We start from the raw sequence: 14,840 nt of genomic DNA on the forward strand, positions 1-14,840 counted from the left end.
TTAATCAGCATTTTTTATTTATTTTTTTAAACAGTTTTGCAGTAGATGAAACTAATACTATACCTATTGCTATTGATCCAGCTACAAATATAGTATCACTACCAGTTTTAGCTGCGCTATAAAAATCGTTATTTATAATGTCTAGCATCGTCAAGTACATACCATAACCTGGAACTAGAGGAACGATACCTGGTATTATGAATACTGTAACGGGTTTTCTATTTATTCTTGCAAATATTTCTCCTAATAAACCTATTACAGTGGCTGCTATAAAACTTGATAAAGAAGCTGAATTAGTTACAGTATTCAAATAAGTGTATAATGTCCAACCAATACTTCCTGTAAGAGATGCATATAAAAGGTCTTTTTTAGTGACATTAAAAAATATACAAAATCCTATTGTAGCTAAAAATGAGTAAATAAAGTGAAGATATAAGCTCATTAGAATGCACCTCCAAACCAGTAAACCCATAGCTGGAATACTATACCTATTCCAACAGCTATACATATAGCTATGAATAGGGCCTCAAATATTTTTGTAAGACCGCCTATTAAATCTCCTGATATAAAGTCTCTTAGACCGTTTGTGAATGATACTCCAGGAACTAGAGGCATTATAGATCCGACTATTATCATATCAAGACTTTTTCCTATTCCTATTAGAGTAAATAGTATACCGAGTACTCCTATGGTAGATGATGCTACAATCGTTGATAAAAATGAAGTATCACTTATTTCATCTATTTTATCTGCTATAAATATTGATATCATTGATATAATAAAGGCGGACAGAAAATCTAGAAACTGGCCTCCAAACATAAGTGAAAAAAAACCACCTATAAATCCTGTAAATAAAATTCTTACAGGAACGGAATATTTATCTGAATTGTCTATTTTTTTTAATGCAGATAATGCCTCTGGAACTCTCATATTAGAGTTTACATAGTCTCTTGAGAAGTTATTTACCATAGACACTTTGTGGAGATTTAAACTTCTATTTTTTATTCTTTTAATAAAACTTATACCATCCATCCTATCGTCTGATACAAATATTCCTGTCGGTGTTACGAATGCATTTACATGATTCATATTTTTTGACATACATATTCTAGTTATAGTATCTTCAACCCTGTATATTTCTGCTCCATTTTTAAGCATTATTTCTCCAGCGTAAAGAGCTATTCGTAGTATTCCCTTTTTTTCTGTTACTGTCATAATACTCACCCCTTATGAAAAAATACATACTAAAGAATTATATCAAAATTCTATTATAAAATGTTTAAAAATATAAAAAAAGTATAAAAATAAAAGGAGTATTGAAAACTATATTTAAATATAATTTAAAGAAACAAAATAATGTTAAGGGGGAATAAAATATGAATTTTGATAATCTAATAAAAGAGGACAAGCAGGTTTATGAAGCTTTAGCAAATGAAATTGATAGACAAAATAGAAATATAGAACTTATAGCATCAGAAAACTCGGTATCTTTAGCTGTTATGGAGGCTATGGGGAGTCATCTTACAAACAAGTACGCAGAAGGATATCCTGGTAAGAGGTATTATGGTGGATGCGAGCATATAGACGTTATAGAAAATCTTGCTATAGACAGACTTAAAGAAATATTTGGAGCAGATCATGCTAATGTACAACCACATTCAGGAGCAAATGCAAACTTAGGAGTTTATTTTGCTATATTAAAGCCAGGAGACAAGGTTATGGGTATGAATCTATCTCAAGGTGGTCACTTAACTCATGGCTCACCTGTAAATATATCTGGAAATTATTATGATTTCACAGAATACGGTGTTTGTAAAAAGAATGGAACAATAGACTATGATAATGTTAGAAAAAAAGCACATGAAGTAAAGCCAAAACTTATAGTAGCTGGAGCGAGTGCATATCCAAGAGAAATAGATTTTAAAAAGTTTAAGGAAATTGCTGATGAGGTTGGGGCTATGTTAATGGTTGATATGGCTCATATAGCTGGACTTGTTGCTGCAGGACTGCATCAAAATCCATGTGATGTTGCTGATTTTGTAACTACTACTACTCATAAAACTTTAAGAGGACCAAGAGGAGGAGTTATACTTTGTAAGAGTGAATATGCAAAGGCAATTGATAAAGCAATATTCCCTGGTATTCAAGGTGGACCTTTAGAGCATGTTGTAGCTGCTAAGGCAGTAAGTTTTAAAGAGGCTCTACAAGATGACTTTAAGGACTACCAAAGACAAATAGTTAAAAATTGTAAAAAACTAGCCGATGAACTAATGGAAAGAGGATTTAATTTAGTTACAGGTGGAACTGATAACCATCTTATTCTTTTAGATCTTAGAAATAAGAATATAACTGGAAAAGAAGCAGAAAAAATACTTGATGAGGCTCATATAACGGTTAATAAAAATGCTATACCTTTTGATCCAGAGAGCCCTTTTGTAACAAGTGGAATAAGAATAGGAACTCCTGCTATCACAACTAGAGGTATGAAGGAAGATGAAATGAAGGTTATAGCTGATGCTATAGATCTTTGCATAACTCATAGAGAAGTTGAAAAAGCTGGAGAAATTATAAAAAATCTTACTAATGAATTTGTCTTATATTAGAATAATATGTAGATCGTTTATAAATTAACTTAAAAATTTGAATTGCATTAATTTTGTGTGAATTATATGATATATATATACAAATATACACATTTAAGTTTCAGATTTTGGGGGATTGAGATATGAATACTAAAGATTATATGAAGTTAATGCAAAATATTTTGCACTATATAGAAGACGGAATTCATGTTATCGATAATGAGGGAAATACTGTTGTGTATAATAAAGCCATGGCAGAACTAGAGCAAATGAAAGAAACCGATGTACTAAACAAAAATTTGCTAGATATATTCAATGGATTAGATGAAGAAACTAGTACTCTTTTAAAAGTGCTAAAGAGTGGAATCGTTATAAAAGACAAAAAACAAACTTACCTAAATAAATATAAAAACGAAATTACTACTGTAAATACTACAATGCCAATAACTGAGAATGGGAAAACACTAGGAGCTATTGAAATATCAAAGGATATAACAAAAATGAAAGAACTTTCAGACGAAATATTGACACTTCATAGAGAAAAATCAAATCCAAAAAAAATAATTCAGAATAAGATTAAAAAGTATACATTCGAAAACATAATAGGTGAGAGTGAAAGCTTTAAAAAGGCTGTATCTTTAGCTAAAAAAGCATCTAAAACTCCAGCTCCTGTTTTTATATATGGAGAAACTGGAACTGGAAAAGAACTTTTCAGTCAAAGCATACATTATGAAGGTATAAGAAAAAATAAGCCTTTTATAGCTCAAAACTGTGCAGCTCTTCCTGAAAGCCTACTTGAAGGAATTTTGTTTGGAACAGAAAAAGGTGGGTTTACAGGGGCCGTAAGTAGACCAGGATTATTTGAGCAGGCTAATAAAGGAACTTTACTATTAGATGAGATAAATTCCATGCCGGTAGAGCTTCAAGCGAAACTTTTGAGAGTTTTACAAGAAGGCTATATAAGGAGAATTGGTGGTATGAAGGATATTCCTATAGATGTAAGAATAATAGCTACCACTAATGAAGCACCCACGAAACTTTTAAAAGAAAACAAGCTTAGAAAAGATCTCTACTATAGACTTAATGTGATATCTATATACATTCCTTCTTTGAATGAAAGAGAAGATGATATAATACTTCTAGCCGATTACTTTATAAAAAAGTACAATAACAAATTAAGTAAAAATGTAAAATACATAAATAAAAAAGCTAGAAAGGTACTATTAAATCATAGGTGGCATGGAAACATAAGAGAGCTTGAAAATACTATATATTCTGCTATTAGCATGATCGATTACGAAGATAATATTCAAATTGAGCATTTAAATATTAATATTAACGAATCTAAGAAAATACAAAACAATATAGATACATCTAATGAAAAATGCTTAGATGAATTGTTAAAAGAGATTGAAGTTGATTTTATAACAAGAGCTCTAATAAACAATAAAAAAAATATTACAAAATCAGCTGAACAGCTCGGGATAAAAAGGCAGACTCTTCAGCATAAAATTAAGAAATATAATATTTAGGAAAGCAAATATATTTGCATCAAAGTGCAAATATATTTGCTTTTTTTTTATTTGAAAAATCTATTTCGCATATAAAAATTAAACTTTATATTTGTTAAAAAAAGAACGATTATTCTGAAAGTTATGAAAAGACTGAAGCTAGGCAAAGTTGAAATTGAATTTTCTGAATATTAAAACAAAGTGGCATGCATGTTGCTATATATATTGGTGCAAGAAATTAGAAGATATGAAAATTTAAGGGGGAAATATAATGGAAAACATTAGAGTTGGTATTTGGGGATTCGGAGCAATGGGAAGTGGAATGGCAAACATGCTATTAAAGAAAGAAGGAGTAGAGATAGTAGCAGTTTGTGATAAACATGAAGCTAGAGTTGGAAAAGATGTATATGAGGTTTTAGGTATTGACAGAAAAGATAGAAAAGAAATAATAATTAAATCTAATGAAGAAGAGGCTTTTACAGAAAAATGTGCAGATGTAGTATTACTTGCTACTGACTCATTTACAAAAGGAGCTTTTGATAAGATAAAATTCGTATTAGAAAGAAAAATGAATGTAATATCTACTGCAGAGGAGATGGCGTATCCAGATGCACAAGAGCCAGAACTTGCTAGAAAAATAGATGAAATAGCTAAAGAAAATCATGTTTCTGTGCTTGGAACAGGAATTAATCCGGGATTTGTACTTGATTTATTAATACTTGCACTTACAGGAACTTGTGAAAGTGTAGATCATATAAAAGCATCAAGAGTAAATGATTTATCTCCATTTGGTCATGCTGTTATGGTAGAGCAAGGTGTTGGAGTTACTCCTGATGAGTTCGAAAAAGGAGTTAAGGATGGATCAATAGCAGGACATGTAGGATTCCCAGAATCTATAAAGATGATTACAGATGGAATCGGGTGGGATTTAGAAAAGGTAGATCAAACAAGACAATCAATAGTATCTAATGTATATAGACAAAGTAAATATGCAGAGGTTCAAGCTGGAAATGTGGCGGGTTGTAAGCAATGTGGTTACGGATATGTGGATGGAGATGTAAAAGTTGAAATGGAGCATCCACAACAAATACTACCTCACCTTGAAGGTGTTGATACGGGAGATTATGTAGAAATTAAAGGAGTGCCAGATATATCTCTTCAAATAAAGCCAGAAATACCAGGTGGAGTAGGAACTATAGCGATGTGTGTTAATAGTATACCTCACGTTATAAATGCTAATCCTGGACTTAAGACTATGCTTGATATACCTGTACCAAGAGCTATTATGGGAGACATGAGAAAAATGATTGAAGTAAAAAAAGAATGTGAATGTGGTTGCTGTTAGGGGTGAGTTAAATGAACGCTAAAAAGGGAGACTGGGTTTTAATTTATAATGTGATATTAAATTCAGATCAAAGAGCACCACAGGTTCCAGATGATACTAAGAAAGTACCTCTTGAAATGTGGGTAAAAGGATTTTTAAATCATGATGCAGTTATAAATGATGAAGTTGAAATAACTACTATAACTGAAAGAATAGTTAAGGGTAAACTCATAGAAATAAATCCATACTACAGGCATGATTATGGAAAGTGTGTTCCTGAACTTTTACAAATAGGTCTTCAGCTAAAAGGCATTTTATTTGGAGGTGAAGACTGTGAGTAAAGATATGAGCTATTTAGGCGTAATGTCTAGAAAAAATGAAATAATGAAAAATGCTGTTGGAATAGATTATGAATTATTTGAATCAGGGACTGCTGAGTTTAACTATGAAAAAATGATGAGAGAAACAGGCTATACTTTGGATGAAATGCAAAGTATTCAAAAGGATGTGGCGATATGCAATACTCCTTTGATAGAGCTTAAAAATATAACTGAGCTTACTAGAAAATGTGCACCAAAAGGAAAAGGAGCAAGAATATTTATAAAGGATGAAGCATCTAGTCCATCTGGAAGCTTTAAAGCAAGACGTGCTGCAAATGCTGTATATCATGCTAAAAAACTAGGATATAAGGGTGTAATTGCTGCAACTAGTGGTAATTATGGAGCTGCCGTTGCATCGCAAGCTGCAATGCAAGGACTTAAATGTATTATAGTTCAAGAATGTTATGATAGTCAGGGAAAAGGCCAACCAGAGATTATAGAAAAAGCTAGAAAATGTGAGGCATATGGTGCAGAGGTTATTCAGTTAAGTGTAGGGCCTGAACTATTCTATACATTCTTAAGACTTTTAGAGGAAACAGGATATTTTAATGCATCTTTATATACTCCTTTTGGAATTGCAGGAGTCGAAACTTTAGGATATGAAATAAGTATGCAATTTAGAGAAAAAGAAGGAAGAGATCCTGATGTTGTAGTTTGTACCAATGCAGGTGGAGGCAATTTAACTGGTACAGCAAGAGGGCTTATTAAAGCCGGAGCCTTTGATACTAAAGTTGTAGGAGCTAGTGTTAACTTAAAAGGTCTACATATGGCATCTGATACTCAATTTAATAAAAAGTCGTTTACAACAGGACATACTGGATTTGGAATACCGTTTTGTACTAATCCAGATAGATCAGATGTTCCAAGATCTGCTGGAAGACCACTTAGATATATGGATAGATATGTAACTGTGAGTCAAGGAGAGGTATTTTATATGACAGAAGCCTTAGCTCAGCTTGAGGGTCTTGAAAGAGGCCCAGCTGGAAATACATCACTTGCGGCTGCATTTTGTATAGCTCAAGAAATGGATGAGGATAAGATAATCGTTGTTCAAGAGACTGAATACACAGGTGCAGGGAAGCATATTCAACCACAGCTTGCATTTGCAAGAGAAAATGGTATAGATATAAGGTTTGGAAATCCAGAGGATGAAGTTGCTGGAGAAAGTATAATACTTCCTAGCCATCCATCTATGATTAAGGTGAAAGATCTTGATTTAAATAAAATTAAAAAATCATATATCAAAAATTGTATAGCGAGAATAAAAGGAAATGAAATAAATGAACAAGATTTAGAATTTTTAGCTAAAGATACTAAGTCTAGTGAAGAATTTGTAAAAGAAGTATTAAAAGAGCTGGGTATTAATTGTTTAAAAGAAAATTTGGGGGTGTAAATTTTGAAAAGAGCAGATGATTTTAATGAAAGAAGAGTACATTTGGCTAACTTGTCAGATCAGGAACTATACGATAGATTTTGGGAACTTGCTGGAAAAATAGTAGATCCATTACTAGATCTTGGTAAAAAGAATACAACTCCATCGGTAGAAAGATCTGTTCTTCTTAGAATGGGATTTTCAAGCCTTGAAGCTAAGCCTTTAGTTGATGGTGCTATGGATAGAAATCTTATGAGAAAGGGAGTTGGACACATAGTGTATAGAGTAGCTAAAGATAAAAATATATCTATTAGAGAAGCTGGTCTTAGTATGATAGAGGGCAAGTATTGGGATTATGCTCTTGAGGTATTTGGGAAAGACAAGGCTGCTGCTACTTTATAGATATTAAAAGGGGGGAAAGAAAAAATATGAAAAAATTAGATGTTAATGAAAAATTAGATATAAGAAATATACTTGATGATTTAGAAAATTATAGACCTAAAAGAAGAGGTTGGACTTGGAGAGAAAATAAAGAAATAGAAATGGGAGGCCATAAGTATTCAGATTGTTCACCTGCTCTTAAAAATTCAATAGGAATACCAGCTGCTGTTAGGTACTTTGAAAATTTAGATCCTCAACCTAAAGAAGTTATAACTACAGAGATTGCTTCTGGTAGATTTGAGGATGATATAAGAAGAATGAGAATGGCTGCATGGCATGGAGCAGATCATTTAATGGTTATTAGAACGGCTGGTCAATCTCATTATGATGGTTTAATAGAAGGATCGCCTCAAGGTATAGGAGGTATTCCTGTTACAAGAAAGCAAGTTAGAGCTCAAAGAAAAGCTGTTGATTTAATAGAAGAAGAAGTAGGGAGACCTATAAACTACCATTCTTATGTATCAGGAGTAGCTGGTCCTGATATAGCTGTAATGTTTGCAGAAGAGGGAGTTAACGGGGCTCATCAAGATCCACAATACAACGTATTATATAGAAATATAAACATGATAAGATCTTATATTGATGCTGCTGAATCTAAGAAGATTATGGTTTGGGCAGATATAGCTCAAATAGATGGTGCTCACAATGCAAATGCAACTGCAAGAGATGCTTGGAAGGTTATGCCAGAGCTTATGGTACAACATGCTCTAAACTCTATATTCTCACATAAAGTAGGTATGAAAAAAGAAGATATATGTTTATCAACTGTACCTCCATCAGCAGCTCCAGTTCCATGTATTAAGTATGATTTACCTTATGCTGTTGCTTTAAGAGATTTGTTTGATGAGTATAGAATGAGAGCTCAACAAAATACTAAGTATGTTACATCTTCTTCAAGAGAGGCTACTGTGACTCATGTTATGAATATGATGATATCTAAGCTTACTAGAGCGGATATTCAATCTACTATAACTCCTGATGAGGGAAGAAATGTGCCATGGCATATGTACAACATAGAAGCATGTGATACAGCTAAGCAAACCCTAGTAGGTCTTGATGGATTACTTGAGATGGTTGAACTTAAAAGGGATGGATACTTAGGAGATACAGTTAGAGAATTGAAAGAAAGAGCTATTTTATATATGGAAGAAATGCTTGAAGTTGGAGGATACTTTGAAGCAGTAGAAAAAGGATTTTTTGTAGACTCTGGAATGTATCCTGAGAGAAATGGAGATGGAATAGCTAGAAAAATAAACGGTGGAATAGGTGCAGGATATGTATTCGAAAGAGATGAAGATTATATGGCTCCTGTAACTGCACACTTTGGATACAATAACGTTGCTCAATATGATGAGAGCGCTGTAGATAATCCATCTTCGTTAATTGGTGGATGTACGTTTGAAGATCCTGACAAAATAGTTTATATAGATGAGCTTGATGAAAATGATAACGTATTCAGCCGTCTAGATGAAAGTGAAAAGTATAGAAATTCAAACTTTGTTAAACCTGAAGTAGAATGGCTTGCTGATGGAACTGTTCAAGTTGAATTATTCCTTCCAACTAGCAGCAGAGTAGCTGAATTTGCAGCTGTTGAATTTGCTAAGAAGATGAATCTTATTGACCCTGAGGTTATACATGTTGAAATGATGCACCCATCAGAGGGAACAAGAGTACAAGTAAAAGGTAAATTAGATGCTGATGTTGATATAAGTAAGCTTGAAATACCACCAGAGCCTGAACTTATGAGTGATGAAGAGCTTTGGAGTGAGATAGAAAAAAGACCTATGAAGGTAGTTGCTGCAACTGTTGGAGAAGATGAGCATTCAGTTGGTCTTCGTGAGGTTATAGATATTAAACATGGTGGAATAGAGAAATGGGGAATTGAAGTTGAATACTTAGGAACTTCTTGCCCAATAGAAAAACTTGTAGATGCTGCAATAGAGTTAAATGCAGATGCAGTACTTGCATCAACTATAATAAGTCACGATGATATTCACTATAAGAATATGAAGAGGCTTCATGAATATGCAGTAGAAAAAGGAGTAAGAGATAAAATTATGATAGCTTGTGGAGGAACTCAAGTTACTCCTGAAATAGCAGTTAAACAAGGTGTAGATGCTGGATTTGGAAAGACTGATAGAGGAATACACGTAGCTACATTCCTTGTAAATAAGAGAAAAGAAAAATTAGCTGAAGCTTAAAATATTTGAATGATTAAGTTGTGCGAAGTACTTCGCACAACTTAATTAATTATATTAAAGGGGGGAAACGTGTGAAAATAGATGTTTTAGTAGCTGAAATAGGTAGTACAACTACTGTTGTAAATGCATTTAATGATATAAACACAGATAACCCTAAATTCATAGGACAAGGTCAAGCACCTACTTCGGTTCTTGAAGGTGATGTAAGGATTGGATTAAATGGAGCAATAGATAGTCTTGCTAAAAGCTTAGGTGAAGGTAAGATTGAATATGAAGAGATGCTTGCTACATCTAGTGCAGCTGGTGGACTTAAGATGACTGTACATGGTCTAGTATATGATATGACTGCAAAGGCTGCAAAGGAAGCAGCTCTTGGAGCAGGAGCTATTGTACATAATGTTACAGCAGGAAGGCTTAGAAGAACCGATTTAAAGAAAATAAAAGAATCTAGACCAAATATTATATTAATAGCTGGCGGTGTAGATTTTGGAGAAAGAGATACTGCAATTTACAATGCAGAACTTATAGCAAATATGAATCTTAATATACCTATTATTTATGCTGGAAATATAGAAAATCAAGAAGAGATCAAACTAATATTTGAAGATATGAAATCAAAATTATATATAGTCGATAACGTATATCCTAAGATAGATTTATTAAATGTAGATCCAACAAGAAAAGTAATACAGGATGCTTTTGAAGACCATATAATACATGCGCCTGGAATGGAACATGTTAGAGAAGTTGTAAATGGACCTATTATACCAACACCTGGTTCTGTAATGGAGAGTGCAAAACTACTTTATGAAGAAATAGGAGATTTAATAGTGTTCGATGTAGGAGGGGCAACAACAGATTTACATTCAGTTACAGATGGAAGTGACAAGATAAGTAGAATACTTTTAAGCCCGGAGCCTTTAGCAAAAAGAACTGTAGAAGGTGATTTGGGAGTATATATAAATATGAAAAATATAGTTGAGTTAATAGGTAATGATAAATTATCTAAAGAATTGGGAATGGATATACAAGGTTTAATAGATAACCATCTTCCTATACCAAAAACTAAAGATCAAATAAAGTTTGTTGAAAGATTAGCTCAAGAAGCTACATTAAGAGCATGTGAAAGACATGCTGGTATAGTTAGAGATTTATATGGTGCAGGAGGCAGAACATCTATAGCTGAAGGAAAGGACTTAACAGAAGTTAAGTATATAGTAGGAACAGGTGGAGCTTTGACTAGGTTACCTCTAAGAATTGACATAATGAAGTCAATAGCAAAATCAAATACAACAAAGACAAAGTTGTTTCCATCAGAGGAAGCTGAGATACTTGTTGATAATGATTATATTATGGCCTCTTTAGGAGTTTTATCAAAGAGACATCCTAAATCGGCTTTACTTCTTATGAAAAAGAGTTTAGGTATATAGGGGGGATAGTATTGTATCCGAGAATAGAGATAGATCTTGACAAATTAAAGCATAATGCAAGTTTGCTTAGTAAAAAATGTAGGGAACATAATATAGAAACGGCTGTAGTTACAAAAGTATATTGTGCTTTTCCTGAGATTGTAGATTATCTAAAAGACAGTGGAGTTAAATATATAGCAGATTCGAGAATAAAAAATTTAAAAAAACTTGATAATATAGAACTTGAAAAAATACTTATAAGAATACCTATGCTTACAGAAATTGAAGATGTAGTAAGGTATTCTGATATAAGTCTTAACTCTGAACTTGAAGTTATAGAAAAGATAGATGAAACTTGTGCAAGACTAAATAAGAAGCACAAAATAGCTTTAATGGTAGACCTTGGGGATTTAAGAGAGGGTTATTTTAAAGAAGAAGAATTATTTGAAGTTGTAGGAAAGATTTTAAAGTTTGAAAATATAGAATTTGTTGGAATTGGAACTAATTTAACATGCTATGGTGCTGTAATACCTTCAAAGAAAAATTTAGGAAGGTTATGTGAGCTTGGAGAAAGGATAGAAGAAAAATTCGATATTAAACTATCTTTCATATCTGGAGGAAATTCAAGTTCATTACATCTACTAGATAAAGATGAGATGCCTGATAAAGTTACTAACTTAAGACTTGGGGAAGCTATAGCTCTTGGAAAAGAGTCAGCTTATTCTCAAGATATAAAAGGAGCTTACCAAGATGCATTTAAGCTAGTATGTGAGATTGTAGAGCTTAAAGAAAAACCATCTATTCCAATCGGAGAGATAGGAGTAGATGCATTTGGAAATAAGCCATATTATGAAGATAAGGGAATTAGAAAAAGAGCTATAGTAGGAATAGGAAAGCAAGATATTAATTTAGATGGAATGAGTACAGTTGATCCAAAACAAGAAATATTAGGAGCAAGCTCAGATCATTTAATAGTTGATGTTACAGACAGTGAGAAAGATTATAAGGTAGGAGATACTATAGAATTTAATCTTGAGTACGGAGCATTAATGGCAGCTAATACTAGTGAATATGTTAATAAGATATTTAAGTGTGAAGAAAAATTAGCAGAGAATGTATAAAAATATAATATATAGTGGTTAAGAGAAAAATGATGCTTATTAAAATACCGCTACTTAGTTAATGTTTTAATAAAACTAAAGATTACGCCTTATGAAATATCCTAAAACTTTTAAACTCCCTAGAGTCAAACAAAAAAGCTTTTTAACGGATGTTTCAAAGACTCAATCTGAGTTTTATAGTAAAACATTAACAAAGAAGTAGCTAACATTTTAATAAGCATCATTTTTGTTTTGAGTTATATATATGGGAGTAAGATTTTTATAGATTGATTATATAATCAAAAGGGCTTGTTTACAAAGGAATAACGAAAGAATATAATAAATATGTATTATAAACCTTAAAAGTTAAATTATAACAATTAATTATTAATAGATATAAAGATAAAAAGGGGTGGAATGTATGGCTATAAAAGAAATATTGTTATTAGGAAATAAAAATTTATATGAGATATGTAAAGAAGTTTCAAAAAATGAAATTGATAAGGCTGAAGAAATAGTTAAAGATTTGCATGATACAATGATGGATTTTAGAGAAAAGTATGGGTTTGGAAGAGCAATAGCGGCACCTCAAATTAATGAGCTTTATAGAATAATATATATGAATTTTGATAGTAAATCAATAGCATTAATAAATCCGAGACTTGAGTTTATTGATGATGAGAAATTTGAAATGTGGGATGATTGTATGAGTTATCCAGGACTAGAGGTGAAACTATATAGATATAAAAAGTGCAAAGTTTACTATAAAGACTTGAATTGGAATGATTGTATTTTAGAGCCTACAGGGGACTTGTCAGAATTAATACAACATGAATATGACCACCTTGATGGTATATTGGCTGTTCAAAGGGCAATTGATAACAAGTCGTTTAGAATAAATAAAAATAAAATAGGCTGTTTTTAGAAAGAGAAAGAAAGAGGACTAAATATGAGAAAAAATATAAATTTGACCAAAATTTTTACTGCAATATATGGTATTGAAACTATAATAGCACTATGTATTGCTTACACAGGAATAGACAATTGGATTGCTACTAAATTTATGTGGATATATCTAGGCTGCACTGTACTATATCTAATATATATATTAATCGTAAGTGTTATTAATATAAGAAAGCTATATAGACGAGATTTTAAGAAAAGAGTATTTAGGTTTGCTAAATTTTTTATATTATTTAGTTTAATAAACTGTATTTGCAATTACTTTAAAATATCAAATAGTGGTTTATTAAGTGCAATCTCAATTGCTGTTGGGGGAGCTTTTGCTATTTCTTTTTGGGATGTAGTATTTTTAAAGAAAAAAGAAAAATATAGTTTAGATTATGTATACAAAAAAGATAATATTACATAAATTTAGGTTAAAGACAATTTAATGTAGCGTTAAAATAGTCAACCGCAAGGTTGACTATTTTACTGTTAATTTATTTTTTTAATTCATCTATGAACTCTAGTACTGCTTCTTTTTTAGTGGCCCATGATGTAACTAATCTAATAGCAGAATGGTTATCGTCTATTTTTTTCCAAGTATAAAAGTTAAACTTTTTCTCTAGCCTTTCAATTATTTTATCTTCTAAGACAGGGAAAATTTGATTAGTTGGAGAGTCTATTAAAAACTTACAATTTGCTTCTTTTAAGCCATCCCTTAAAAGATATGCCATTTCATTAGCATGATTAGCAAGCTCAAAAAAAAGGTTATCGCTAAATAATTCTTCAAATTGAATTCCTAAAAGTCTTCCTTTAGCAAGGAGAGCTCCTTTTTGTTTTATATGATATCTAAAATCTTCTTTTAAATTTTCATTTTTTATTACTAAGGCTTCACCAAGAAGGGCTCCGTTTTTAGTTCCGCCAATAAAAAATGCATCTGTAAAATTACACATATCTGATAAGTTTAAATCGGATTTTTGAGCACAAATAGCACAACCTAATCTTGCTCCATCTGCATATAATATAAGGTTATTAGACTTACAAAATTCATTAAGAGCTTTAAGTTCTTCTTTTGTGTATATTGTACCTAGTTCTGTTGGGTTAGAAATATATACAAGTTTTGGTTTTACAACATGTTCATTTAAAGGAGAATTTAATACTTCCTGGATTTTCTCGGGAACTATTTTACCATCGTTTGAATCTATTGTAATCACTTTATGTCCGGTATATTCAATTGCTCCAGTTTCGTTAACTGCAATATGACCTGTATTAGCAGATACACAAGCTTCATGAGGTTTTAAAAAAGCGCTAATTGCTGTAAGGTTTGTTTGAGTTCCTCCAGATATCAGGTGAACATCGATATTTTGATTATGTATTAGATTTTTTATTTTGGAAACTGCACTCTGTGTATGGCGGTCATATCCATATCCTTCTTCTTGAGCCATATTTGATTTTATTAGAGCATTTAAAATTCTTGGATGAGCACCTTCACTATAGTCATTTTTGAAGCTATACATAGTAATCCCCCTTTAGTATTTAAATTTATTGAATTTTCAATTGATTACAGTATAGATA

General features: G+C 31.9%; 14 protein-coding genes. 11 read left to right on the forward strand and 3 right to left on the reverse strand.

The features are described from left to right. Nucleotides 1-4: 4 nt before the first annotated feature. Nucleotides 5-442 (reverse strand): threonine/serine exporter family protein, encoded by a 438-nt coding sequence (locus M2214_RS04300; protein WP_248483158.1) that lies wholly within the window; start codon nucleotides 440-442, stop codon nucleotides 5-7. Continuing rightward, complete coding sequence (locus M2214_RS04305) at nucleotides 442-1,215, reverse strand: threonine/serine exporter family protein (protein ID WP_248483160.1); 774 nt, start codon at nucleotides 1,213-1,215, stop codon at nucleotides 442-444. The genes M2214_RS04300 and M2214_RS04305 overlap by 1 nt, the downstream gene beginning before the upstream one ends. 161 nt (nucleotides 1,216-1,376) lie before the next feature. Here M2214_RS04305 and M2214_RS04310 point away from each other — a divergent pair, with 161 nt between their 5' ends. From M2214_RS04310 to M2214_RS04360, 11 genes are all read left to right on the forward strand, one after another. Next, nucleotides 1,377-2,603, forward strand: a complete 1,227-nt coding sequence (locus M2214_RS04310; protein ID WP_248483162.1) for a serine hydroxymethyltransferase — start codon at nucleotides 1,377-1,379, stop codon at nucleotides 2,601-2,603. 122 nt (nucleotides 2,604-2,725) lie between these two features. Then, nucleotides 2,726-4,114, forward strand: a complete 1,389-nt coding sequence (locus tag M2214_RS04315; protein ID WP_248483164.1) for a sigma-54 interaction domain-containing protein — start codon at nucleotides 2,726-2,728, stop codon at nucleotides 4,112-4,114. Between the two features lie 250 nt (nucleotides 4,115-4,364). Next, nucleotides 4,365-5,438 carry a 2,4-diaminopentanoate dehydrogenase gene (gene ord / locus M2214_RS04320; RefSeq protein WP_248483166.1) on the forward strand — a complete coding sequence of 358 codons (1,074 nt, stop codon included), beginning with the start codon at nucleotides 4,365-4,367 and terminating at the stop codon, nucleotides 5,436-5,438. A gap of 11 nt (nucleotides 5,439-5,449) precedes the next feature. Then, on the forward strand, nucleotides 5,450-5,758 hold the full coding sequence (gene ortA, locus M2214_RS04325; RefSeq protein WP_248483168.1) for a 2-amino-4-oxopentanoate thiolase subunit OrtA: 309 nt from the start codon (nucleotides 5,450-5,452) through the stop codon (nucleotides 5,756-5,758). Nucleotides 5,759-5,762: 4 nt separating this feature from the next. Beyond that, nucleotides 5,763-7,190 (forward strand): 2-amino-4-oxopentanoate thiolase subunit OrtB, encoded by a 1,428-nt coding sequence (gene ortB / locus M2214_RS04330; protein WP_248484759.1) that lies wholly within the window; start codon nucleotides 5,763-5,765, stop codon nucleotides 7,188-7,190. A gap of 3 nt (nucleotides 7,191-7,193) precedes the next feature. Continuing rightward, complete coding sequence (locus tag M2214_RS04335) at nucleotides 7,194-7,571, forward strand: ornithine aminomutase subunit alpha (RefSeq protein WP_248483170.1); 378 nt, start codon at nucleotides 7,194-7,196, stop codon at nucleotides 7,569-7,571. Nucleotides 7,572-7,597: 26 nt separating this feature from the next. Then, a complete protein-coding gene (oraE, locus tag M2214_RS04340; RefSeq protein WP_248483172.1) occupies nucleotides 7,598-9,811 on the forward strand; it encodes a D-ornithine 4,5-aminomutase subunit OraE in 2,214 nt (737 codons plus the stop codon). 71 nt (nucleotides 9,812-9,882) lie between these two features. Further along, the gene (locus M2214_RS04345) at nucleotides 9,883-11,241 is read left to right on the forward strand and encodes a GlmL-related ornithine degradation protein (RefSeq protein ID WP_248483174.1); all 1,359 of its coding nucleotides are present in this window, start codon (nucleotides 9,883-9,885) and stop codon (nucleotides 11,239-11,241) included. 11 nt (nucleotides 11,242-11,252) lie between these two features. Then, nucleotides 11,253-12,341 (forward strand): ornithine racemase Orr, encoded by a 1,089-nt coding sequence (gene orr / locus M2214_RS04350; RefSeq protein WP_248483176.1) that lies wholly within the window; start codon nucleotides 11,253-11,255, stop codon nucleotides 12,339-12,341. 400 nt (nucleotides 12,342-12,741) lie between these two features. Next, nucleotides 12,742-13,245, forward strand: a complete 504-nt coding sequence (locus M2214_RS04355) for a peptide deformylase (protein ID WP_248483178.1) — start codon at nucleotides 12,742-12,744, stop codon at nucleotides 13,243-13,245. 24 nt (nucleotides 13,246-13,269) lie between these two features. Next, nucleotides 13,270-13,692 (forward strand): hypothetical protein, encoded by a 423-nt coding sequence (locus tag M2214_RS04360; protein WP_248483180.1) that lies wholly within the window; start codon nucleotides 13,270-13,272, stop codon nucleotides 13,690-13,692. Between the two features lie 70 nt (nucleotides 13,693-13,762). Here M2214_RS04360 and M2214_RS04365 read toward each other — a convergent pair whose 3' ends face one another. After that, entirely contained in the window at nucleotides 13,763-14,782 is a 1,020-nt protein-coding gene (locus M2214_RS04365) for a threonine aldolase family protein (protein ID WP_248483182.1), read from the reverse strand. Nucleotides 14,783-14,840 lie beyond the last annotated feature (58 nt).

Source organism: Tepidibacter aestuarii (assembly GCF_934924865.1).
In the GTDB taxonomy this organism is placed as follows: Bacteria; Bacillota; Clostridia; order Peptostreptococcales; family Peptostreptococcaceae; genus Tepidibacter_A; species Tepidibacter_A aestuarii.